The following is a 23,947-nucleotide window of genomic DNA, read 5'->3' as shown; positions in this document are numbered from 1 at the left end:
AATTAGAACGAACTATTTTTCAAATCCAAATCATGTTAACTTTTGTTTGTAAATGTGCTAGAATATTGTATTATGTGAACAAATATGGGAGTAATTTAACTCTTTTATCTAGAGGATTACAGTTTTTAAAATATTATGGGGGAAATAATCTTGGAAATTGAAATAAAGAATACAAAGACTTCTAAGACAATAGATATAGAATTTGATGAAAAAAAAGATCAGATTATATTAATAAATAAAAGTGACGAGTCTAAGGTGATAGAGTTAAAGGCGTGTATCGTAGGTGTAAATGAAAAAAAATGTTTATTAGATATAGACTTCTTGCACCATTATGATGAAGGTGAGTACTATTTTTGTATTTTAGATTTAAATAATGGTGAAAAGAAATCTCTTTATAACTATGATAATTTTAAGCACATATTTATATCTGACGTGAATCCGTTTTTAAATATGGAAATATTTTGTGGAGAAACGGACAACTTGTTAAGCTTGTCGTTAGTGAAAAATGGGGATTTAGTGAAAGTGGAAGCGGCAGATTTTACGAATAAAACTTTTAATGCGGTCTTAAATGTCGCGGGGAATCTTAACTTAGCATCCTTTAAAACATATTTACTCCTCAAAAAAAGAACTCATCCAAATTCTTATGGTAAATACAAAGATGATGTATTGGTAAAACAATTAAATTTACAACAAGATGTTGATTTATATTGGAAAGTGAATGCAAGTATTCCAGAAGTATTTTTGTCACAGGAAAAGATGCGAGAAATATATGATTTTTATATAAGGTTTACTGATGAGAAAAAAGAAATTGATATTAATCTCAAACTTTATAATAATAACTTTTCAGATCAATATAAATACGCTGAATTTGAAAGTTTGAATTATAAATTATTTAGAACAGTATATAATACACTCTCTTTAATAATAAAGATGGAAACAGAAGCTATCATCTCATCAATTGAACAAACTGATAACACCATCGTTATCTCTGGAGCAATTCTAATACCTTTAGAACAAGAGGAACATAAAGTTACGAGAATATCTTTATTAGCTTCGTTAGGTGAAAATGAATTTTTTAGCATTTGCCCCCAAGTAGAGAGCAACAATGGATTTTTCCAGTTTAACATTAATTCGGAAATGACCAAAGAGTATGAATTCTCTGAATGGAAAGAAATGTATGTTCGAATAGAGAGAGAAACCAACTTGTTTCGAGTACCTTTGAAATTTTTAGATTTTCATAAACAAAAGCAGCAATATTTGATTGGACAGAAATTATTTGAATTTAAAAAAAGAAATGATTTTAATAGTTTATTTAAATTAAAACAAGTAGTAGGTGCGAATAATGTTTATTAAAAAATTGTGGAAGCCTAAAAACTCCAGAATGATCTCTTTGGAGTCTTTTGACCTTAGTCAAACAAATTTAATAGAATTAAAAGTGAAGATTAATGAATCTATTAAGCGAGAGAAGTTAAATATGAATCAACTTCTTTTGCTTTTCCGTAATAGATATACAAAGCAAGAAGTGAAAGCAGAACCAAAAGAAATTCAAGAGAATGATAATATTTATATTACTTATATTATGAATAAGGAAAATTTTAGAGAAGTTGGATATTGGGACGCTTTTGTTGTTTCTAAAAAAAAAGAATATAGAATACATGATGCTATTACTTCAAAATATGAATTGAATTCTTATTTGGATAGAATCAGACAGCAAGAGATAACCTTTTATTCCACTATTAAAGAAAATTTATCGATTCGCATCTCTAAATTGGAATTTAATTTTCAAATAAACAAGGTAGCTTTTAAAAGTAATAATAGTATATTACTTTTTGAAGGACTTATAAAAAATATTGAATTAGAACAGATAAACGAGCTAAATATCATTTTGACTTCAGAAAACCGTACGTTATTTAATAAAAAAGTGACCATGACAAAAATTGAAGAGGTTAATAAATTTGAGATTGAACTTAATTTAGAGGAAATAAAAAATTCCATGAAAACACCTAAGAAAATCTCTTTTTATGCTGAAGTTTTGATGAAATCAGAAAAGCAGACAGTCCTTATAACAATGGATAGTAATACAATTTTACCAAATAAAACAGTATATTTTGAAAATAATATCATTAGCTTCGATCTCATTGAAAGGGAATTGAATAATAATGATTTTTTCTTAAGGATAGTGGAAGTGAAAGATCACTATGAATTAGAAAGTGTGTATTTTAAGGATGGTTTTTTGAGATTGGCTGGAGAATTAACTTCTAATTCTGTTGAGTTTAGTATTAATAATGTTTTATTTATCAATCGTTCAACTAAAGAAATAGTTGAAGTACCGATTAATAGAGAAACTTTGCATATTGACTTAGCATCACTAATAAAAACAAGTAAGTTAAGTGTGGGGATTTGGGATATTTTTGTTGCAACAAATGTTGATAATTTTAGAGTGGCTAAACGACTTGATGATATTATCAATAAACAATCGATCGTGTCGCTCCCGCAAAGTATGGTAGAAGACGAAAGTGATGAATTATTATCTGTTAAACCATATTATACTTTAAGTAACGAATTATCACTATTAATTCGCAAAGTGGCCACTCAAAAAGCAATTCAATCGTATATGATAGATCATAATAATCTACTAATAAAGGGGCTTTTACATTTTAATAGACCTTCGGATGGGCAAGTATTTGATGATCAATATCCAGCCTCTCTCTTTATCAAGTTTCCATATAAACAAGAAAGAGTGCAGTTAAAAGGACATGTAAAGTTATCTGAAAAGTCTAGAGCATCAACAGATTATTTGCTTGAGTTTAGGAGTGAAGAGGTACCTTTAGAAACGTTAAAAGAAATGATGGCTAATATTCATTTCGATCTTGTAAAATTAAAAATTTCTTTCAATGATTTTTTTATTGATGTACAACTTAATATTGATCCACAAAAAGAAGTTTTTTCAATGGAGGACAAAATAAGAGCAGGAAACTCAGTCTTTTCAAAACTGTTAAACAACAAATTTATTTATAAGATTTTCAATAAAATTTTACCTATTAATAAAAGGGCGATAGTTTTCCAAAGTTTTCATGGGAAAAGTTATTCTTGTAACCCAAGAGCCATTTATGAAGAAATGATTCAATCAGAAGGTGACAAATATAAATATATTTGGGTGTTGAATAATAGAAGACAAGAAATCACTTCTAATAAAAATACTATTATTGTAAAGCCTGGTTCTTTAATGTATTTTTATCATTTGGCGAGATCTAAATATTTTATAAATAATGGAAATTTCCCAGACGTATATACAAAAAAGAAGGGTACTTACCATATTCAGACTTGGCATGGTACGCCGTTAAAGAAACTTGGATTTGATATAAGTCCCAATTCGCCATCTTACAAAGAGAACACTTCGATTGACTTAATGAAGAGAAATAGCAGGTGGGATCTTGCTATTTCTCCTAATACATTTACTTCTGAAGTATATAAGAGTGCTTTCAAATACAAAAATAAAATAATTGAATCTGGTTATCCAAGAAATGATATTTTTTATCAAGAAAATAACAAAAAAATCATTGATATCAAATCGAAATTAGGAATTAAGTCAAACAAAAAAGTGATTCTATATGCTCCGACCTGGAGAGATTATGATTTTCATAATAATAAACAAACAGAACCTTTTCAATTCAAATTTGATATTGAGCGTTTTATTGAAAATTTTGGGGACGAGTATGTCTTATTAATAAGACTCCATTATAGAGATGCTTTACGTGCTCAGATTAGTAAGTATGAGGGTTTAGTTATTAATGTCTCAAATTATGATGATATTAAATATCTGTATTTGATATCCGATATATTAATTACCGATTACTCTTCTGTTATGTTTGATTTTGCTAACTCAAACAAACCAATTATTTTCTTTGCTTACGACATTGTCAGGTATTCCTCAGATTTAAGAGGGTTTTATTTTAATTTCAGGGAAAATGCACCTGGACCAATAGTTACTACAGAGCAGGAGTTATTTAAGGCAATTCATAACATTAAGCAAATAGAATTTTTATATAAAGATATATATGATCAATTTAAAAATAAATATTGTAATTTTGATAATGGGAATTCCTCGAAACTCGTAATAGAAGAAGTTTTCAGAAGGAGCGAAAAATGAAAAAATACTTTCTAGTTATGAATATATTTGGTATGGGAGGGACTGTAAGAACCGTTTTAAATACTGCAAATTACCTTGTAGACAAAGGGGAAGATATTGAAATTATTTCTTTATTTAAGAGACAAAGAAAAGAGTTTTTCTATATTGATCCTAGAATTAAAATTACGGTCTTACATGATGTGACTTCTTGGAATGGACAAAGAAAAAATATTAAAACTAAAATAGGTAATTTTCTACTTAAGAAGAGACCTGTCTTAATTCATCGTGAAGAAGAGGCACGCCACTTTTTTTCTTTAATGTCCGATTTTAAACTCTATTCGTTTATTAAAACAATAAAAGATGGAGTTTTGATATCTACTCGACCAAGCTTTAATCTATTTATTGCAAAGTATGCAAATAAAGGGGTTATATTAATCGGTCAAGAGCATTTGAATTTTTCAATCTACTCCAAAGATATGCAACAAGCGATGCTGAAATTTTATCCTAAACTAGACTATTTACTAACCTTAACTGATGATGATACAGCTGATTATGTGAAAATGTTTAAAAATACAAAACTTGTTGTGAAAAAACTAACTAATTCAATTCCTGATATAGGTGAACTGAAGTCACCATTAGATTCTAAAACAATTATAGCAGCCGGCCGTCTAGTCGAACAGAAAGGTTTTGACCTTTTAATCCAATCATTTAAACAAGTAATTAGGACACACCCAGATTGGAAATTGAAAATATTCGGTGTCGGGAAAGACAAGGCTTATTTAAATGAATTACTAATAAAAGAAGAACTGTTTAATCATGTGTATCTCATGGGCCCGACTGATAACATTCAAGAAGAATTATTAAAATCATCTATTTATGCTCTGAGTTCAAGATATGAAGGCTTTGGTATGGTCATAATTGAAGCAATGCAATGTGGCGTTCCAGTTGTTAGTTTCGACTGCCCAAAAGGTCCATCTGAAATAATAGATTCATATAATGATGGAATTCTTGTAGAGAATGGTAATATAGATCAATTAGCAGAAGCGATCAATTATTTAATTGAAAATCCACTAATTCGTAAAGAAATGGGTGAAAAAGCAAGTGAGAATGTAAAGAGATTCTCAACCAGCAACATAGGAAATAAATGGATTGATTTATTTGAAGAGATCGAGAAGTCTAGTATACACATTAGGAGTTGAATAGCTTGAATTATAAAGTATATATGCTTATGTTCGGAGGGATCCCAGCTAAACCAACCGGATTAGCTACCTCTGTCATTAGAAGAAGTAACGTCTTTTCCAAAAATAATATTGAAAACGAAATTCTCGTCCATAACTGGTATATAGACTATGATGAAAGTATTAATTATTTACAAGATCATAATAAATTACACCCTAAATCAAAAGTTAGGTTTATGTATAATGAATTGGCTGGAGACAGTCAAAGAGACAATCGGACAGTCATTAAACATAGTCCAGATGAGCTTGGGTGGGTAGCTGAAAAAGATGCTGACAAAGATAATGTTTATAGGTGTTTTAAAGATGGGCTTTATTTGAAATTTAAATGGTATGCGGAGGAAGGGCATTTAAAATTTATTGATTACCTACTCCCTAATTTCACAAGAGAGAAAAGAGAGTGGTATGACAGTAAAGGTTATGTTAGAAAGATTGAGTATATGGACTATTCAACAAACACTCCAGCTAGAATCACATATATAAATAAAAAAGGGAAATGTTATCTAAGTATATTAAAAAATCCAAAGAATAATAAAATAATTCAAATTCATTTGTTTGATGATTTAGGAGGTATAAAGGGGAAATTTTCAAATGAACTTGATCTAGTAGAGTATTGGTTAGAGAACTACGTTTTAACTATGTCAAATTCATATCAATATTTAATTTCAGAGTATGCAGTTAATAGACGTCCACTACAGCGTCTTGAAAATAAAACTGCAAATTTAAAAGTGATTTATACAATACATAGTTCTCATCTAGGTTCCCCCTATACTTTTGGAAGTGAAATTCGAAATGATTTAAGGGACTTTTTTAACCATCTCCATGAATATAGTGGTGTTGTATTCTTAACTGAAGAACAGAAACAAGATATTATTCGTGAATTTGGTGAAAGTAAAAAATACTATGCTATTCCTCATCACGCCCCAATTATTGACAAATCACACATAACTCGTGATCCTTATAAAGTTGTCACAGTTGGGAGATTTGAAAAAATGAAAAATCAGGATCATGTTATAAAAGCATTTCAGAGGGTGATAAAAAAAGTCCCTCAAGCTCGCCTTGAGTTATATGGAAGAGGTTCACAAGAGGAATATTTAAGATCTTTAATTAATGAATTGAATTTACAAAACTATGTTACGATAAAAGGTTTTTCTGATGATGTCTACAATGTTTTTTATCAATCTTCAATCTCTATTGTTCCATCTGATTATGAAGGTATCTGCCTATCTCTTATGGAAAGCATGTCAGCGGGATGTGTGCCTATCTCTTATGACTTTAAGTATGGACCCAAGGATGTTGTACAAAATGGACTTGATGGTTTAATTGTGCAGAAAGGAAATATTGAAGTATTATCTGAAGCAATTATTGATTTGTTATTGAATAGGGACAAAAGAGAGGCTATGTCGAGCGAGGCTACTAAGATTGTAGAGAGATTTAGTGAAGAAAGACTAGCTCAAGAATGGAAAGAACTTTTTGAAACGATTAGATAAAGATTATAAAAACAGGCTGTTAAATTTAGATTTAACAGCCTCAGATTGTAGAGAAACTCATGTTTTTCTACAATCTTCTTCATGTTCTGGCAGGCAGCTGTGAGAAGCACCTGCTCACTCACGTTTTGTATTCGCCTTAACCGGCAGTAGCGAAGACCATGCAGTTGTTTTGAATCTGCAAAGCTTCGCTCTGTTTTTTCTTTTCTTTTTTTATATAGCTCTTTTCCAGCGGCAGACAGACGATTTTGCTGATCTTTTCTTTATATTCCTCCCACACATGTCTTGAGATGACCTTTTGATGATTTTTAGATCTTGTGCAGTTTTCAAGGAAAGGACACGATGTACATTTTTTAGGATCTGATTTGTAGAACCTATAACCTTTTCGATCAGTGGTGGTATATAAAAGCTTTTCACCATTCGGGCATATGTAATGATCGTGTTCAAAATCATACTGGAATTTCCACTTCTCGAATAATCCTCTTGTTGGATGGAAACGTCTATGTGTGATGACACCAAAAATACCGCGATCAGATAAACCTTTACAGATTAGAGTTGTTAAATAACCAGAATCAAGGGCAACTGCGTCTACTTGAAAACCAAATTGTGCGATTTGGTGATCCAATCGTTCAAGATACGGAACGGAATCATGGACATTGCCAGGCGTGACATGGGCATCTGTGATGATATTGTACTCCATATTCGTTGTACGGTGGTCTAGGTAGAAAAGCCTTCCGGTTTGTTTTCACGATAAAGATAGCCACTTTCAGGATCAGTCGTACTTTGACGAATGTCTCTTTCCGTTTTTTACCTTTAAGGGCTTTTTTCCGTGTGCCACCCGATCTTCTTGGATCGCTTCTTTATATAGTTTTGGGTATCTTCTTCAATCGTTTTTCTCGTATATTTATGTTTATTGGCATTGGCTTTAAGATGAGTGGAGTCAGTAAAAAGAACGCGCCCTCCAACCATATCGTGATTGATGGCTTGAAGAACAATTTCATCGAAAATATCTTGAAAAATCGTTGTATCTTTAAAACGGGTACGACGATTCCAGCTAATGGTAGAGTGATGGGGAACGGGATCATTGATGTTTAAACCTAAAAACCATCTATACGCCATGTTATAGTAAATTTCTTTTTCAAGTTGTCTTTCAGAACGGATACGGTACAGGTATCCGATGAACATCATTTTGAACAAAATAAGTGGATCAAGTGAGGGATGACCTTTATTCTCACTATAATAGGGTTTTACTTTATCTACGATAAATGAAAAATCAATGTACTGATCAATTTTACGAAGCAGGTGATCCTCTTCGACCAGTTGATCTAGCAATACAAATTCGGCTTCATGTTGAGAAGAATTTCTAGTGTGGAACATGAGAAAAACACCTTCCTTTAGTATGCTTTTCTCTATTATAAAATGGGGTAGTGGAAAATTTAATGGAAAAATAAAGCTGTCGAGATTTTCTCGACAGCCTGTTTTTATTGTTAAAAAGATGGTTCCAATTTTACAAATAATTCTCTTTCAAAATACGCAAAAGTGATTCAGTGTGGCTTTGAAGTGGTGCATATAATTTCAACTGATACAGCATGCCTTTTACGATGACTTGTCTAGGTTTTTGTTTGTTTAATTCATTTTCTAAAATGCCGAGTGCTTCAAATAAGTCAGGCTCGTCCTTCACTTCATAGTGTTCTTCAGCCTGCTCTCTTAATTCTTTTAAAAGAGATTCTGTCAGCGGATCGAATGATCTTTCATAAATTGGCCCAAACCAATCGCTCGCTTGAACTACAGAGATGAGCGGAAGATCATGCCGCCTCATCATACCATTCATCAAATCATCGATACGGTGAATCATTGTTGCGGCAAGCTCCTCTGCTTCGAGCTGAAAATCATATAAAATGGCAAGCTCAAAGTAAACGTGACTCATGCCCTCAATCGTTAAACATAGATCAGCCATATAAGGAATGGCTGCATCTCCATACACTTGCTTAATGTTATCAATGTGCAACTGAATCGTCGCAAGTCGAATTTGCTTTGCGAGCTGCTGCGTTTCTTCGTTCAATGGGAGCGCCCTGTCGCTTAGCTGCATTTTAATAAAATCTTTTTGCTGCAAAATATTATCGTAATAGACAGTGAGCTGTTTCCGGTAGGCCTCTTTTGGTGTGCCGCCCTCTGTTTGAACCTCGTGAATCCGGGTAAATACCTTATCGTAATAGTAATGCAAGATCGAAATAAGCAGTGCTTCCTTCGATTTGAAATAAAGGTAAAACGCACCCTTTGACATGTGGCATTCATCTGCAATTTCCTGAACAGACGTTGTATTATAGCCTTTGCTGGCAAATAACTTCATACCAGCCTCAATAATCATTTTTTCTTTCTTTTTCAATATGAATGTCATCCTTTCTTACCGAGAGACAAATGTCTTAGGAAACGTGCGCAAAGAGATGTGACTTATCGGTCATAAACGACAAAACTTTTCAAAAATTAATCAGATTGTAACTTGTTTTTTACAGTGTAATTCTTTATATTATAAAGTAAGGTGACCAACCGGTCAAAAAATGTGAAAGGATGATGTTCCATGAGAGAAATTGATGATATGATTAGACGCTTGAAAACAAAAGGAATTCAAGTAGAAAAAGTCAAAATGCCGAAAGAGACAACCATTGAAAAGAAATGGATGTATCAAGCTGGGAAGAAAATCAAAGCCACATACCGTGATTTCAATGGGTATTCATTCATCTAAAAAAGACTGCGGTGTAAAACCTACAGCCTCTTCTTTGGAACAGTGATCGTATAGCGTACACCTAGTTCATCATTTTCAATTGATATGGACGCTTGATGCATTGAAAGAATTCGTTTGACAATGCTTAATCCAATGCCGAATTCGCCCTTTTTTCCCTTACTAAAAGGTTCGTATAGGCTGGATAGCATGTGTTCTTCAATTGGAGGGCCATCATTACGAATGACGATGCGAATTTGATCCTCTTCCTGCTTCATATGAATATCAATTTTATTTTTTGCGTAGCGAAGTTGATTTTCTAAAACATTTTCAAATAATTTGCTCCATTGTTCTGGATCGCCTTCAAGTGCAGCCTCATCATCTAAGTCCACGTTCCACTGCAATTCATTTTTCGACCAGCGTAAACGGTCAACCACTTCCAGCATTGTATTACTCACAAGGAAGGGAGAATGCGCCGGATGTTGTTTTGATAAATAATCAAGCTTTGTTAAATACAGCAAATCTTTGATTTTCTTCTCAAGCTTTTCGGCTTCGCCTTCAATCACTTCCACCGTTTGTTCAAGATCTCCTTTAGGGAAAATTCCATCTTTAATAGACTGCGTATAACCGCGGATGACCATCACAGGTGTTTTTAAGTCGTGTGATATATTTTGCAAAAGCGTTCGTTCTGTTTCATCCTTTTGAATGAGCTTTTGTCTCATTTCTTCAATCGTATGCCCCAGTTTGCCAATTTCATCTTGCCGGTCAACAATCACAGGATCGTCCCAGTCTTCTTGTGCAATGCGCTTGACGTGCTTTTCAAACGCGACGATTGGACGTGATAAGTAGCGGGCGAGCCAAATCGATGGAATCCAGCTTAGTAAAATAACCGTTCCTAAGATGAAAATCAGCTGTTTAAACAGTGTAAAGGACAAGTCATCTCGATAAGAATCGGGTGCATATGACAAGAGAATATATTGTGTATTGCCTGTTGAGACTTTTTTGATCACAAAAAAGATATGCTGGCCATTCACTTCTTCAGAATAGCGTTTTGTTGCGCTTTTTTGTTTTTTAACAAAGGACTGCACTTTTTCAATAAAGGCATGCGGGAAAAACTGAGCCATTTGATTTAATTCATCTGACGGAATCAGAATGTGCTGAACCGAGCGGTTTTCTGGTGTCGACTTTGGTGAGCCGTCTCGATTCAGAGGGTATTCTGTTAACACTTGCTGCTCGTTTTCGATGTTTTTATAAATTTCATTCGTAAAGAAGCTGCGTAATGTATTTGAAAATAAAATAATCAGGACAATCGAGATGGTGAGTAAAATGCCAGAGATGACAACCCAAATTTGAAAAGCGAGTGGTTTGTTCTTCATCCTTTTAGCATCCTATAGCCAAATCCATAAATGGTCTCGACTTTTAAGTCAGGCATTTTTTTGCGCAGCCGTCTGACAAGATCATCGACCACACGATCTGTCCCGAAGTAATCGTGCCCCCAGATCTTGACGAGGATATCTTCCCGGGAAAAGGCATGTCCTTGATGATGGGTAAATAAGAGCAGCAAATCAAATTCCTTAGACGTTAAGTTAATCAGCTGATCTCCTTCATACACCTCTCTTACGTCCTCATGAATGATATAGGAAGAAACGGGTGTGACGCTTTGCTGCGGTGTGTCACTGTTTTTATATACAAGCTCCAGCAGCTTTTGCACACGGATGATCAGCTCGCGCGGAAGAAAGGGTTTCGCAATATAATCACTGCTCCCGAGTTCTAAGCCAAGCACACGATCAATATCTGCATCACGTGCCGAAATAAAAATGACCGGTACGTCAGGCGAGGCTGCTTTGATTTCTTTAATGAGTGTGTAGCCGTCAGTATCAGGCAGCATAATATCTAAAATCCATAGATGCGGGGGCTTGTTCATTGCTTCGCGTGCCGCTTCTCCGGTTAAAAAAGAGGACACATTCCAATTTTCACTCTCTAAATATTTGGTTAACAGTTCATTTAAATTCTGCTCATCTTCAACTAAATAAATGGTGTACGACAAAGTCTTCCACATCCTCTCAACGTCATTATAACGGGATACAAAGGCGGCATGTCAACAATCACACGCTTTTTTCACAATTTCACATATTCTTCTCATCATTATCCCATAATGTTTGTTTATGATAAGCTCAAGGGAAAAAAGGGCATAGACAAAAGGCTAATGAATAGGTGCTTTTCACCAATGTGCACACCTTGCTTTTTTTCTATGAATAAGTATTATATAATTTGACATATTGTCATAAAGAATTTTTCAATGATATTGCCATTAAGAGGACATGAGTCCTGTCTAGACATATGAATGAAGCATTTCATGAAAATGATGCAAAGGAGTGCAAGCGATGGATTTCCGAAGAGAAGATGAAGAGAAAAAGATGAATGATCAAGAACACGCACATCAAGAGAATGAGAAACAAATAGAAGAACCAGAAAAAGAGAAAGAACTCGTTTTTCACCACCATGAAAACGAAGCATCTGCCTCTCAGGAGAGGGTGTCAAACGGGTCTCCTCAAGTGATTGATGACCGTTCGTCTAAAAAGGAGAAAAAACGGAAGGCTGCATGGCTGAGTCCGATTCTTGGAGGGATTATTGGAGGCGGTCTTGTGCTTGGCATTACACCGCTTTTACCGCAGTCACAAGATACAGCGGCAAACACTCAAACCCAAACAGCATCAAGCGAACCGGCTTCATCTGAAAATTTCTCAACAAAACAAATCACCAATGCGACGAATGTTGCTGATATGGTAGAAGATTTAGAGCCGACGATTGTAGGGGTCTCAAACTATCAATCTACACAAAACTCGTTCGGTCTTAGCGGTGATTCAACTGAAGCAGAAGCTGGAACGGGTTCTGGTGTCATCTTCAAAAAAGATGGCAAAAAAGCATACATTATCACAAATAACCATGTAGTCGAGGGTGCCAATAAATTAAAGGTCACACTATACGATGGAAAAACAAAAGATGCGAAGCTTGTCGGCAGTGACGTAATGACAGATTTAGCTGTCGTGGAAATAAATGCTGACGGCATTGATAAAGTTGCAAGCTTTGGAGATTCTTCTAAGCTTCGTGCTGGAGACAAAGTCATTGCAATCGGGAACCCGCTCGGTGCGCAGTTCTCTGGTACAGTAACAGAAGGGATTATTAGTGGTCTCGATCGTACCGTTGAAGCCAATACATCATCTGGAACTGTTGAGATGAATGTGCTTCAAACAGATGCAGCCATTAACCCTGGAAACAGTGGCGGTCCGCTGATCAATACAGACGGTCAAGTCATCGGCATCAACAGCTTGAAAATTAGCGAAAGCGGAGTAGAATCACTCGGATTTGCGATCCCAAGTAATGATGTAAAACCGATCGTAGATCAGCTGTTGAAAAATGGAAAAGTCGAACGTCCTTACCTTGGCGTACAAATGATTGACCTTGAGCAAGTGCCTGAAACGTATCAGGAAAATACACTTGGCCTATTTGATAAACAAATCGGTAAAGGCATTTATGTAAAAGATGTTTCAAAAGGATCTCCTGCACAAAAAGCAGGCTTGAAGTCTGGAGATGTCATCATCAAGTTCAAAGGAAAAGATGTAGCGAACAGCTCACAGCTGAAAGAAATCCTTTATAAAGAAACAAAAATTGGCGATAAAACGACTATGACTGTCATTCGTGATGGAAAGAACAAAAATCTTGATATTACCCTTGGGCAGTCTGATAACGAATAAAAGAAAACAGGTGGATAAACGATCCACCTGTTAGATTGTTGACAAAGGGCTAAAATGAACTTTATTTTAGCCCTTTGTCTTCTTTTTTCAGCGTGATAGAAAGCCTTTGCAGCCCTAGGAAGGACGAGTACTGGCGCGGAGCGAATTTGACATTCGTGATCACCAGCGCGCAGGACTGACAACGAATGCGAGGGTTTGTCTACACGCTGACAGGTGGATAAAAGATCCACCTGTTTTTTTGTGCCTATTTTTTTGAAGATAGTGTCCGTAAAATAATATTTTCCCATACATTCCAAGGCAGGAGCTGCTTTGCTATGAATGAAAGCCGAACACCTTTCCCGACAAGATACCTTAGCTTCTTTAGCCGCTTCTTCTCTGCAAGCGAAACCACAAGCTCTGCAACTTCGCCTGGATCTCCATAGTTGTTTTTTTGCGCCTCTATATAGGACATCATGTTTTCATAAATAGTTGTGTATTTAGAACCTGCTGCGGGTGGTGTCATTTGCTCATTCATGGAGGTGTTCCAAATGTTCGTTTGGAAAGAACCCGGCTCAATCAAAGCGGCCTGAATGCCAAACGCAGCCAGCTCAATTCGCAAACTCTCTGTATACCCCTCTAGCGCAAACTTTGACGATACATATGGAGAGAGTGCGGGCATTCCCATGAGTCCGCTGATACTGCTCATATTCAATATTTTTGCACCGCTCGTCATCAACGGAAGGACTGCTTGTGTCATTTCCATCACACCAAAGACATTCACTTCAAATTGCTCTCGGTACTGATCAACAGGCACCTCTTCAGCAAAACCAGCATAGGCCGTTCCCGCATTGTTCACAAGCAGGTGAATGGGAGCATAGGCATTAAGCCTTTTCTGAAATGCTTGAATGGACTGTGTATCTGTCACATCTAATGCTTCAATATGTATCGATTCGGATAAAGCGGCGTTCTTTACTTCTTCGGCAAGCTTTTTCGCATTGGTCTCCTGTCTTACGCCAGCAATCACAGTGTACCCTTGCTGAGCAAGACGCAGTGTGATGAGCTTTCCGAAACCGCTGTTGGCACCAGTCACAATGGCTGTTTTATTCATCATCCGGTTCTCCTTTTTGTTTTAATCTACCATAGTCTGCTGTTTTATTGAATAACGAAAAGGGGCTTGGAGAAGAATAAAAAACGATGCTATGAAATAGGAGGAAATACATGATGTGCTGGAAGAAGGCGGGACTGCTAGGAGTGCTGTTCTTTATGCTGTCTGGCTGTCGTTCAATCGAACCAATACAACATCCACATGAAGCAGAAGCTGAAAGTCTGTCAGCTGTTCAAATGAAGGAACTGCCATTTCAGCATTTGCAATTGCACGTACAATATGGACAAAAAAGCGAATTATATGAAGCTACCTATCGTCAAGCTGGTGGAAGAGAAGAAGCACTGATTCGAGATCATATGAATGGTGTCCGCTATGAAGGAGAAGAAGCTTTACGTGAAATGAAGATGAAGCTCAATGATATGTCGATTCCTAGTGCAAAGCTGAATGAAACATATGTCAATGAATTATTATCTGCTTTTAATTTAGATGATGATTATCAGCGGATACGAGTCGATATCAAGCTCGAAGATGGGACAAAACGTGCATTCGAAAAGAAAAAGTAAACGAGACTTTCTCATTTTTTAATTGAAAATGATTTTCAAGATCACTTAAATCTGATACACTAAATTGAGATAAGTGATCTTTGACGTCTACATAGACGATATTCAATATAAAAAATTTGGATGAGAAAAGGAGCGTTTGAGCGGAATGAGTGCCATTTCTACTGAAGGTTTAAGCTTAGGCTACGGAGAAACAATGATCATAGACGAACTAAATGTATCGATCCCTAAGGGTGAAATCACAGTATTTATTGGCAGCAATGGATGCGGTAAATCCACGCTACTTCGCTCTTTGGCCCGTCTCATGAAGCCAATGGGTGGTTCTGTCCTGCTTGAAGGTCATTCCATTGCCAAATTACCAACAAAGGAAGTGGCGAAACAGCTCGCCATTCTTCCGCAAGGACCGGAAGCGCCAGAAGGGTTAACGGTACATCAACTCGTCAAGCAAGGGCGATATCCTTATCAAAATTGGCTGAAGCAATGGTCAAAGCAAGATGAAGAAGCGGTAAATCGCGCACTGAAATCAACGAAGATGGAAGACCTTGCTGATCGAACGGTTGATTCATTATCAGGTGGACAAAGGCAGCGTGCATGGATTGCGATGACATTGGCACAGGAGACGGATATTATTCTATTAGATGAGCCAACAACGTATTTAGACATGACCCACCAAATTGAAATCCTTGATCTTCTTTTTGATTTAAATGAAAAAGAGCAGCGCACGATTGTCATGGTTCTGCATGACCTCAATCTCGCTTGCAGATATGCGCATCACCTTGTGGCCATTAAAGACAAGTCGATTTATGCAGAAGGAAGACCGGAAACTGTCATTAACTGTGATCTTGTGAAAAATGTCTTTGATATGAACTGCCAAGTAACAACAGATCCTTTATTCGGAACACCGTTATGTATTCCGCACGGCAGAGGACGCTGTATTGTCCAACAGGCACAAGCTGAGACATTTCTTGCTGCAAGATAATCGTATGTGAAAAGCCTGACATCTGTTACACGCAGAGTCAGGCTTTTTTCTGAAAAAAGGAGCGGAATACAAATGGGAAATGAATTAGATGAAAAGCTCGAAGGCCTGCTTGATAAATATACAGAACTGCTGCTTGGTGAAACGAATGAGGAACTGAAAAGAGATGTCTCGCAGTGGATCATCTATTCTCATATTGCCAAAAGCATGCCGCCTTTAGCCAAGCATTTTAATGACACGTATCCAGAGGCAAAAGAAGACATCAAAGAAACGATTCAGCGGATCAAGCAATTAAATGAAGCTCATCGTGCCAATAAAGACCGTTAAAAAACTGCCAGTACGAGCTGGCAGTTTTTCTTTATGACATGGGTGATGATCCGTACGGTGATTGATCTGTCAGTGTTTGCTGGAACTTCTGATGTGCCTGCTGGAGCTTCTGCTGGTCAGCGGCTTCGACAGAGTACCAGCCATATTTGAACATGACATCATATAAATGTCTTTGCGTTTTTTGTGTTTCTAGCGCAATTCGCTGAATATCTTGGTAAAGAGATTCATGGCTGAATTCATTGAGCGCTGTGTTATATCCGCTTGTCAAATATTTTTCAGTCGACAAAAGGTCTGTGACAAAGTCTCGATCGTTCATGTTTGTCGTTGTTGGAACCGGCGTTTGTGGATTCCCGATTTTTTGTTGGTTTTGCTGTTCCATGTCTGTTACCTCCTATTGCATAAAGCCAGAAGACTGGCCTTGCCCTGAGCTGCCTAAATGTTGAAGTATTTGTGTGTAATGCTGATGGTGCATTTGACCAACTTGATTGAGTTCTTGTTTCAATGTTTGATCCTGACAATGCTCGCCCATAAAGTGGGCCTTTTTCATCGCGATCAAATTCCAGTTCAGCATATCTTCTAGGTACAAGGAATCCTTTACTGAAATCACCTGTGGGGGCATATTCATTTGCTGGTTGTTCAAGATGTGTTCCTCCTTACGATTTCTTTTTATATTGCTGATTTTGACTGGTCTTTTTACCGCCTAGGTCTGCTTCTTGTGATGGACCTGCGTTTCCTTTCACACTTGCAGCACTTACGCCTGCTTTTGATGGGTTCTTTTGCAAACGAGACATGTGACATCACCTCCATTCTTACAATTCCCCCTCGTCTATAATTCATACGCTGTAAAGAAAGACGCATGAGAATGTGTAAATTTTTGAAATCTGCTATTGAACTGTTTCGGAAAATCTTTTAAGATAAAGAAAGAGGCATTGCTTTTTTTTGGACAAAAAATGAATGACTGTTCATTCAAAATGTTTAGGGGGATATTTATGGGCAAACATATTCGCAAGGCGGCTGTCATTGGTTCAGGTGTCATGGGCTCAGGCATTGCTGCACATCTAGCCAATATCGGGATACCAGTAACATTGCTAGATATTGTGCCACATGAACTGACAAAGGAAGAAACGGCAAAAAAGCTAACGCTTGATCACCCTAGTGTTCGGAATAGATTAAGCCAAGACGCAATGAAAAAATTGTTAAAGCAAAAGCCAGCACCTCTTACTTCAGCCAAAAACCTATCATACATCACACCCAGAAATCTCACAGATCACCTTTCCTTATTACACGATGCTGACTGGATCATTGAAGTCGTCACTGAAAAGCTCAGCATTAAACAACACGTATTCTCTCTCATCGACGAACACCGCAAAGAAGGCAGCATCGTATCCAGCAATACATCCGGTATTTCTGTTGAAAAAATGGCAGAAGGCCGATCAGCTGATTTTAAACGCCACTTTTTAGGCACTCACTTTTTTAACCCAGCTCGTTATTTAAAGCTGTTAGAAGTAATTCCTATTCAAGAAACAGATCCAGAAGTACTCTCATATATGAAAACATTTGGTGAAGATGTACTTGGCAAGGGTGTGGTCGAAGCAAAAGATACACCGAACTTTATTGCCAACCGAATTGGCACTTATGGGCTTCTTGTCACAGTGCGTGAAATGCTTGAGAACAAATACACGATCGGAGAGGTCGATTCTGTCACAGGTCCACTTATTGGCAGACCGAAAAGTGCGACCTTCCGCACACTTGATGTGGTGGGACTCGACACATTTTCTCATGTAGCCCGCAATGTGTATGAACAGGTAGAAGGAAAGGAAAAAGATATTTTTCAGCTGCCTGAGTTTATGGAAAGAATGCTCGAAAAAGGGTGGATCGGCAGCAAAGCAGGGCAAGGATTTTATCAAAAAAACGGAAAGACCATTTTAGAGCTTGATCCTGTCACACTCACATACGGAGAACGGACAAAGCTGAAGGATCCGGGCATTGACATTGCCAAGCAGCAAAAGGGGACAAAAGCGAAATTGAAAGCGCTTATTTATCAAGATGGCCGTGCTGGGCAATTGCTTTGGAATATGACCGCACCTGTTCTTCTTTATTCAGCTCATCTAAAAGGCGACATTGCGGATGATATTCAGTCCATCGATAACGCCATGAAATGGGGATTTGGCTGGCAGCATGGCCCGTTCGAGCTGTGGGATGCGATTGGCGTGAAAAAAGCCGTCAGTCGAATGGAAGCGGAAGGGCACAGCATCCCGACCTGGGTGCGAGATATGCTTTCACAAGGACATGACACATTCTATCAAGAAAATGCCGAAGGAGACCGTGCATTTTATCAGAATGGTGCTTATGAACAGGAAAAGGGAAACGACAAGAATATTTCGTTAGCTAGATTGAAAAAGAAACACGATGTCATTTTTAAAAATACAGGTGCAAGCTTGATCGATATCGGGGATGATGTTGTCTTGCTTGAATTTCATTCGAAAAGTAATGCCATTGGGCTTGATGTCATTGATATGATCAATCGTGCTGTAGATGAAACGGAAAAGAATTATAAAGGGCTGGTCATCGGTAACCAAGGAAAGAACTTCTGTGTTGGTGCGAATCTCGCCTTAATTTTAATGGAAGCACAGGACGACAACTTCTTTGAAATTGATTTTGTCATTCGCAGGTTCCAGCAGGCGATGATGAAGGTGAAGTATAGTGACCGTCCAGTTGTGGCTGCACCATTTGGTATGACACTTGGCGGAGGGACGGAGCTTTGTCTACCAGCAGCCGCTATCCAAGCGTCCAGTGAAACGTATATGGGGCTTGTCGAAGCGGGGGTCGGACTCATACCGGGCGGAGGCGGAAACAAAGAACTCTATATTCGCCATCTGCAAGGAGCGGAAAAGCCATCAGCAACTGCGATCCAAGATGCTACGCTACAAACCTTTGAAGCCATTGCGATGGCAAAGGTATCTACATCAGCAGAGGAAGCGCGTGATATGAAGATGCTCCGAGTGAATGACCGGATCAGCATGAATGGTGATCATTTAATCCATGATGCGAAACAACTCGTTCTTTCTCTTGATGAAGCGGGTTATCGTGCACCGCTGAAGCGAAAGGTGCCCGTGATGGGGGAAACAGGCTACGCAGCAATGGTGCTGGCTGCTGAAAACATGAGATTGTCTGGATACATTTCAGACCATGACATGACCATTGCGAAAAAACTAGCGCATGTCATTTCTGGCGGCAAATTGCCATTTGGTACAGAGGTGGATGAACAATACTTATTAGAGCTTGAAAGAGAAGCCTTTTTAAGTCTTGTAGGGGAAGTCAAATCTCAGGCACGCATGCAGCACATGCTCGTTAAAGGAAAACCTTTACGTAACTAGGGGGGAGTCAAAATGAGAGAAGCAGTGATTGTAGCTGGCGCAAGAACACCAGTAGGGAAAGCCAAAAAGGGATCATTAAAACATGTCAGACCTGATGATATGGGCGCATTGTGTGTAAAAGAAACGCTAAAGCGTGCCGGTGATTATGATGGAACAATCGATGATTTAATCATCGGATGTGCGACACCAGAAGCAGAGCAAGGACTAAATGTGGCCCGGAATATTGGGGCATTAGCAGGTTTGCCATATACAGTACCTGCTATCACCATTAACCGCTATTGCTCTTCTGGTCTGCAGTCAATTGCTTATGCAGGTGAACGAATTATGCTTGGGCAGGCAGAAACCATTTTGGCCGGAGGCGTCGAATCGATGTCGCAAGTCCCAATGATGGGTCACTCCATTCGTCCAAACGCTCTTTTGGCAGAGCAAGCGCCTGAATACTATATGAGCATGGGCCACACAGCGGAGCAAGTGGCGCAAAAGTATCAGGTCACACGACAAGATCAAGATGCTTTTGCGGTGAGGAGCCATCAAAAGGCAGCAAAGGCACTTCAAGAAGGGAAATTTTCAGATGAAATTGTTCCCGTTGATGTGACAGAAAGACGGGTAGGAGAGCAGCATCAACTAGAAGAACGCCAATTTACGTTCTCACAAGATGAAGGTGTAAGAGCCGGCACAACAGAGGAGGTTCTCTCAACGTTACGACCTGCCTTCTCAACAAAAGGCACAGTGACTGCAGGAAACTCTTCGCAGACGAGTGATGGAGCGGCATGTGTCATGATGATGGATCGCGAAAAAGCATCTTCTCTTTCTCTTCAGCCGCTCGCCAAGTTCAGAGCGTTTGCTGTTGGTGGTGTACCACCTGAAGTCATGGGAATTGGGCCGGTTGAAGCCATTCCGCGTGCGCTGAAAATCGCTGGTCTAGAGCTAAAGGACATCGGGCTGTTTGAATTAAATGAAGCATTTGCTTCTCAGGCGATTCAAGTCATTCGTCATCTAGGGATCGATGAAGAGAAGGTAAATGTCAACGGCGGCGCCATTGCATTAGGACATCCGCTAGGCTGTACAGGAACGAAACTCACGCTGTCCCTCATTCATGAAATGAAACGGCGAAATGAACAATTTGGTATTGTGACGATGTGTATCGGCGGGGGCATGGGAGCGGCAGGCATTTTTGAATTGATCTAAAGGGGGAAAACAGGATGAAAGCAATGGAAGATGTAAAAAAGGGTGGCAGTTTCTTAATAGATGAGACGAATTATGAGCATATCTTTACACCAGAGGATTTCTCAGATGAACATCAAATGATCGGGAAAACAACAGAAGATTACATTTTACAAGATGTCGTTCCGCACATCGATCAAATTGAAAATCATGAATTCGAGCATTCTGTTCGTCTCTTGAAAAAGGCTGGAGAGCTTGGCCTGCTTGGTGCGGATGTTCCTGAGGAATTTGGCGGGCTTGGGCTAGATAAAATCAGCTCAGCCATCATTACTGAAAAATTTGCAAGAGCAGGCAGCTTCTCTCTTTCTTACGGCGCCCATGTCGGGATCGGTTCTTTGCCGATCGTGCTGTTTGGCAATCAAGCGCAAAAGGAAAAGTACCTGCCAGGACTCGCCTCTGGAGAAACAATTGCGGCCTATGCCCTAACAGAGCCAGGGTCAGGTTCTGATGCGCTAGGTGCGAAAACAACGGCAGTCCTGAATGAAGCTGGAACACATTATGTCCTCAATGGGGAAAAACAATGGATCACAAACTCCGCATTTGCCGATGTGTTTGTCGTGTATGCGAAGATTGATGGTGAACACTTCTCTGCTTTCATCGTAGAAAAGGATTTTCCTGGAGTCAAAACAGGACCTGAAGAGAAAAAGATGGGCATTAAAGGGTCCTCGACGAGAACGTTAATCCTTGAAGATGCCGAAGTGCCAAAGGAGAATTTGCTTGGTGAAGCAGGCAGAGGTCATGTCATTGCCTTTAACATTTTGAACATTGGACGCTATAAACTGGCTGTAGGGACAATCGGTGCATCAAAACGAGTCATTCAATTATCGGCAGAGTATGCCAATCAGCGTAAGCAGTTTAAAACACCAATTTCTCAATTTAGCTTAATTGGCGAAAAAGCAGCCAACATGTCGGCAAAGCTTTATGCCATGGAAAGTGCTGTATACCGCACAGTCGGGTTATTTGAACAAAGAATGGGTCTGTTAAGTGACGAGGAGCAAAAGGATGGGAAACAAATTGCGCAATCCATTGCAGAATATGCGATTGAATGCTCTCTTTGTAAAGTGCTTGGCTCTGAAACGCTCGATTATATTGTGGATGAAGGTGTGCAGATTCACGGCGGATATGGTTTCATGCAAGAATACGAAGTCGAAAGAGCCTATCGTGACTCACGAATTAATCGTATTTTTGAAGGAACGAATGAAATTAACCGATTGCTTGTGCCAGGCACCTTCTTGAAGAAAGCGATGAAAGGAGAGCTTCCGCTTCTTCAAAAAGCGCAAACCCTTCAGGAAGAGCTAATGATGATGATGCCGGAAGAGCCGGGTGATCAGCCGCTTGATCAAGAGAAATACTTACTTGCCCATGCGAAAAAGATCGCCTTGATGGTGGCAGGTATGGCCGCGATGAAATATGGGAAAGCATTAGACAAAGAGCAAGAAATCCTTGTGAATATAGCAGATATCGTCAATGAACTCTTTGCTGCTGAGTCGGCGGTCTTGCGTACGGAAAAAGCAATCGCAGCATCAGGCACAGAAAAAAATGCACAAAAGCTTGCGTATACACAAATTTTCACACAGGAAGCCTTTTTAAAGATTGAAGCTCATGCGAAAGAATCATTGATTGCCATGGAAGAAGGAGATTCACTCCGTATGAGTCTGTCAGCCCTTCGCAAGCTGACAAGATTCACGCCAATGAATGTCATCGCGAAAAAGCGTGAGGTGGCGAAACGAATCTTTGAAGCAGAGAAATATATCGTATAAGACGGCTTAAAAGGTGCGGATATCATGTCGCACCTTTTTGTAAGCATACATTTAGGTTTTTCATATGTTTTGTGATAAAATGTTGTCACTATTTGCAGGAGGTGAAAATGGTGGCTTTAGATTTTTACGAATACCCATCTTGCGGTACATGCCGAAAAGCAAAGAAATGGCTGGAAGAACACAATAAAGACATCAACAGCATACATATCGTCGAAGAGACGCCTGATAAAGAAACATTAAAAGCCCTTTACGAAAAAAGCGGTTTAGAGCTGAAGAAATTTTTTAATACGAGCGGTCAGAAATACAGAGAGCTGCAGCTGAAAGATAAACTTCCTGCAATGTCAGAGGACGAGCAGCTTGAATTACTAGCGTCTAACGGAATGCTGATCAAGCGTCCAATTACAACAGACGGCAAACGAGTGACAGTTGGATTTAATGAAGATACATTTAAAAGCGTCTGGAAATGATGTAACTTTCATTCAGATTGTGGTATCTTCAATATAGATTGTAAGAAAAGACTGGAGGGGTATGAAATGAGCACACCAAAAGATTTACGTTATTCAGAAGAACACGAATGGGTCAAAGTAGAAGGAGATAAGGTGCGTATCGGTATTACGCATTTTGCTCAATCTGAGCTAGGCGATATCGTGTTCGTTGAGCTTCCTGAAGTAGGAGACAAAATTACAGCGGACGAGCCTTTCGGAAGTGTAGAATCAGTCAAAACAGTTTCTGAACTATACGCACCGATTAACGGCACAATCGTTGAAGTAAACGATGAGCTTGATGACAGCCCAGAGTTCGTCAACGACTCTCCATACGAAAAAGCTTGGATGATCGTAGTAGAGCCAGCGGATGCATCTGAAATCGAGAACTTAATGACTGCTGAGCAATATGAAGAAATGACAAAAGAAGACTAATTCATGTGAAATTGGACACTCTACCTTTATGGGGGGTGTCCAATTTGTCTTTTCAAAAAGAACAGGTGGATATAACAGAGCATGTCACTGGACGATTCAAAGAGAGTGGCATGGTGCTTTACCATCAAAACGAAGAGATTGGTACGATGATTAGTGAAAATCAATATGAATTAAAATCAGGTTATTCCTATGATCAAAACCGTTTTTATCGTCTGTCAGATACATTGACCCATGGGACTGAAAAATATGTAGACTGTGACGATGAAAATGGCTGGTGCTGATCACAGATAAGGCTGCAGTAAGTGCTGCAGCCTTTTTGTTGATCAATTGCCCAATCTTTACAACCTGAATGAAAGATTGTAATCTAAGGAAGAAGTGAATCAACGTCAAAAGGGCC

General features: G+C 38.5%; 22 protein-coding genes and 1 pseudogene. 15 read left to right on the top strand and 8 right to left on the bottom strand.

What is annotated here, in order from left to right; genetic code table 11:
- The first annotated feature begins 150 nt into the window (after positions 1–150).
- The 4 genes from NSQ64_RS16955 to NSQ64_RS16940 are packed head-to-tail and all read left to right on the top strand — an operon-like array spanning position 151 to position 6,854.
- The gene (locus NSQ64_RS16955; protein ID WP_341017425.1) at positions 151–1,353 is read left to right on the top strand and encodes a hypothetical protein; all 1,203 of its coding nucleotides are present in this window, start codon (positions 151–153) and stop codon (positions 1,351–1,353) included.
- The gene (locus tag NSQ64_RS16950; RefSeq protein ID WP_341017424.1) at positions 1,343–4,150 is read left to right on the top strand and encodes a CDP-glycerol glycerophosphotransferase family protein; all 2,808 of its coding nucleotides are present in this window, start codon (positions 1,343–1,345) and stop codon (positions 4,148–4,150) included. The genes NSQ64_RS16955 and NSQ64_RS16950 overlap by 11 nt, the downstream gene beginning before the upstream one ends.
- Entirely contained in the window at positions 4,147–5,328 is a 1,182-nt protein-coding gene (locus tag NSQ64_RS16945) for a glycosyltransferase family 4 protein (protein ID WP_268358400.1), read from the top strand. Before NSQ64_RS16950 ends, NSQ64_RS16945 begins: the two co-directional genes overlap by 4 nt.
- A 5-nt stretch (positions 5,329–5,333) precedes the next feature.
- Positions 5,334–6,854: a glycosyltransferase gene (locus NSQ64_RS16940; protein WP_341017421.1), complete on the top strand. Its 1,521-nt coding sequence runs from the start codon at positions 5,334–5,336 to the stop codon at positions 6,852–6,854.
- On the opposite strand, the pseudogene NSQ64_RS16935 reads toward NSQ64_RS16940, so the two are convergent.
- Positions 6,818–8,228 (bottom strand): annotated as a pseudogene (locus NSQ64_RS16935) (IS1182 family transposase). The gene NSQ64_RS16940 and the pseudogene NSQ64_RS16935 overlap by 37 nt on opposite strands.
- 130 nt (positions 8,229–8,358) lie before the next feature.
- Positions 8,359–9,237, bottom strand: a complete 879-nt coding sequence (locus NSQ64_RS16930; RefSeq protein ID WP_268383028.1) for a TetR/AcrR family transcriptional regulator — start codon at positions 9,235–9,237, stop codon at positions 8,359–8,361.
- Positions 9,238–9,429: 192 nt separating this feature from the next.
- Between NSQ64_RS16930 and spxO the strand changes: the two genes are divergently transcribed.
- Positions 9,430–9,594, top strand: coding sequence for an anti-adapter protein SpxO (gene spxO / locus NSQ64_RS16925; protein WP_096881830.1), 165 nt, complete (start codon positions 9,430–9,432; stop codon positions 9,592–9,594).
- Between the two features lie 20 nt (positions 9,595–9,614).
- On the opposite strand, the gene NSQ64_RS16920 is transcribed toward spxO, so the two are convergent.
- On the bottom strand, positions 9,615–10,946 hold the full coding sequence (locus tag NSQ64_RS16920) for a HAMP domain-containing sensor histidine kinase (protein ID WP_065461027.1): 1,332 nt from the start codon (positions 10,944–10,946) through the stop codon (positions 9,615–9,617).
- Positions 10,943–11,617, bottom strand: a complete 675-nt coding sequence (locus tag NSQ64_RS16915) for a response regulator transcription factor (RefSeq protein ID WP_017359278.1) — start codon at positions 11,615–11,617, stop codon at positions 10,943–10,945. The genes NSQ64_RS16920 and NSQ64_RS16915 overlap by 4 nt, the downstream gene beginning before the upstream one ends.
- A 337-nt stretch (positions 11,618–11,954) precedes the next feature.
- Here NSQ64_RS16915 and NSQ64_RS16910 point away from each other — a divergent pair, with 337 nt between their 5' ends.
- A complete protein-coding gene (locus tag NSQ64_RS16910) occupies positions 11,955–13,325 on the top strand; it encodes a S1C family serine protease (protein WP_017359279.1) in 1,371 nt (456 codons plus the stop codon).
- Between the two features lie 244 nt (positions 13,326–13,569).
- On the opposite strand, the gene NSQ64_RS16905 is transcribed toward NSQ64_RS16910, so the two are convergent.
- Entirely contained in the window at positions 13,570–14,412 is an 843-nt protein-coding gene (locus NSQ64_RS16905; protein WP_144665985.1) for an oxidoreductase, read from the bottom strand.
- Positions 14,413–14,525: 113 nt separating this feature from the next.
- Here NSQ64_RS16905 and NSQ64_RS16900 point away from each other — a divergent pair, with 113 nt between their 5' ends.
- The 3 genes from NSQ64_RS16900 (at position 14,526) to NSQ64_RS16890 (ending at position 16,272) form a co-directional block, all read left to right on the top strand.
- Complete coding sequence (locus NSQ64_RS16900) at positions 14,526–14,972, top strand: YusW family protein (protein ID WP_171465740.1); 447 nt, start codon at positions 14,526–14,528, stop codon at positions 14,970–14,972.
- 145 nt (positions 14,973–15,117) lie between these two features.
- Positions 15,118–15,948 carry an ABC transporter ATP-binding protein gene (locus NSQ64_RS16895; protein WP_008347057.1) on the top strand — a complete coding sequence of 277 codons (831 nt, stop codon included), beginning with the start codon at positions 15,118–15,120 and terminating at the stop codon, positions 15,946–15,948.
- A 72-nt stretch (positions 15,949–16,020) separates the two neighbouring features.
- A complete protein-coding gene (locus tag NSQ64_RS16890; protein ID WP_017359282.1) occupies positions 16,021–16,272 on the top strand; it encodes a YusU family protein in 252 nt (83 codons plus the stop codon).
- Between the two features lie 31 nt (positions 16,273–16,303).
- On the opposite strand, the gene NSQ64_RS16885 is transcribed toward NSQ64_RS16890, so the two are convergent.
- Genes NSQ64_RS16885 through NSQ64_RS16875 form a run of 3 tightly spaced genes read right to left on the bottom strand, consistent with a single transcriptional unit; the run spans position 16,304 to position 17,063 of the window.
- Entirely contained in the window at positions 16,304–16,651 is a 348-nt protein-coding gene (locus NSQ64_RS16885; protein WP_341017414.1) for a spore coat protein, read from the bottom strand.
- 12 nt (positions 16,652–16,663) lie between these two features.
- Positions 16,664–16,915, bottom strand: a complete 252-nt coding sequence (locus NSQ64_RS16880) for a hypothetical protein (protein ID WP_341018358.1) — start codon at positions 16,913–16,915, stop codon at positions 16,664–16,666.
- Between the two features lie 10 nt (positions 16,916–16,925).
- The gene (locus tag NSQ64_RS16875) at positions 16,926–17,063 is read right to left on the bottom strand and encodes a YuzL family protein (RefSeq protein ID WP_008347049.1); all 138 of its coding nucleotides are present in this window, start codon (positions 17,061–17,063) and stop codon (positions 16,926–16,928) included.
- A gap of 198 nt (positions 17,064–17,261) precedes the next feature.
- Between NSQ64_RS16875 and NSQ64_RS16870 the strand changes: the two genes are divergently transcribed.
- From NSQ64_RS16870 to NSQ64_RS16845, 6 genes are all read left to right on the top strand, one after another.
- Complete coding sequence (locus NSQ64_RS16870; RefSeq protein WP_268383041.1) at positions 17,262–19,649, top strand: 3-hydroxyacyl-CoA dehydrogenase/enoyl-CoA hydratase family protein; 2,388 nt, start codon at positions 17,262–17,264, stop codon at positions 19,647–19,649.
- 12 nt (positions 19,650–19,661) lie between these two features.
- Entirely contained in the window at positions 19,662–20,837 is a 1,176-nt protein-coding gene (locus NSQ64_RS16865) for an acetyl-CoA C-acetyltransferase (protein ID WP_098680603.1), read from the top strand.
- A gap of 14 nt (positions 20,838–20,851) precedes the next feature.
- The gene (locus tag NSQ64_RS16860) at positions 20,852–22,633 is read left to right on the top strand and encodes an acyl-CoA dehydrogenase family protein (protein ID WP_046344434.1); all 1,782 of its coding nucleotides are present in this window, start codon (positions 20,852–20,854) and stop codon (positions 22,631–22,633) included.
- Between the two features lie 110 nt (positions 22,634–22,743).
- Positions 22,744–23,100 (top strand): arsenate reductase family protein, encoded by a 357-nt coding sequence (locus NSQ64_RS16855; protein ID WP_008356673.1) that lies wholly within the window; start codon positions 22,744–22,746, stop codon positions 23,098–23,100.
- Positions 23,101–23,166: 66 nt separating this feature from the next.
- On the top strand, positions 23,167–23,550 hold the full coding sequence (gene gcvH, locus NSQ64_RS16850) for a glycine cleavage system protein GcvH (protein ID WP_008347039.1): 384 nt from the start codon (positions 23,167–23,169) through the stop codon (positions 23,548–23,550).
- A gap of 44 nt (positions 23,551–23,594) precedes the next feature.
- Positions 23,595–23,831, top strand: coding sequence for a YusG family protein (locus NSQ64_RS16845; protein WP_008347037.1), 237 nt, complete (start codon positions 23,595–23,597; stop codon positions 23,829–23,831).
- Positions 23,832–23,947: the final 116 nt, after the last annotated feature.

The organism is Bacillus sp. FSL W8-0183, assembly GCF_038006825.1.
Taxonomy (GTDB): domain Bacteria; phylum Bacillota; class Bacilli; order Bacillales; family Bacillaceae; genus Bacillus; species Bacillus altitudinis.
The sequence above is the reverse complement of the archived record's forward strand: the minus strand, read 5'-3'. Positions and strand labels throughout refer to the sequence as shown.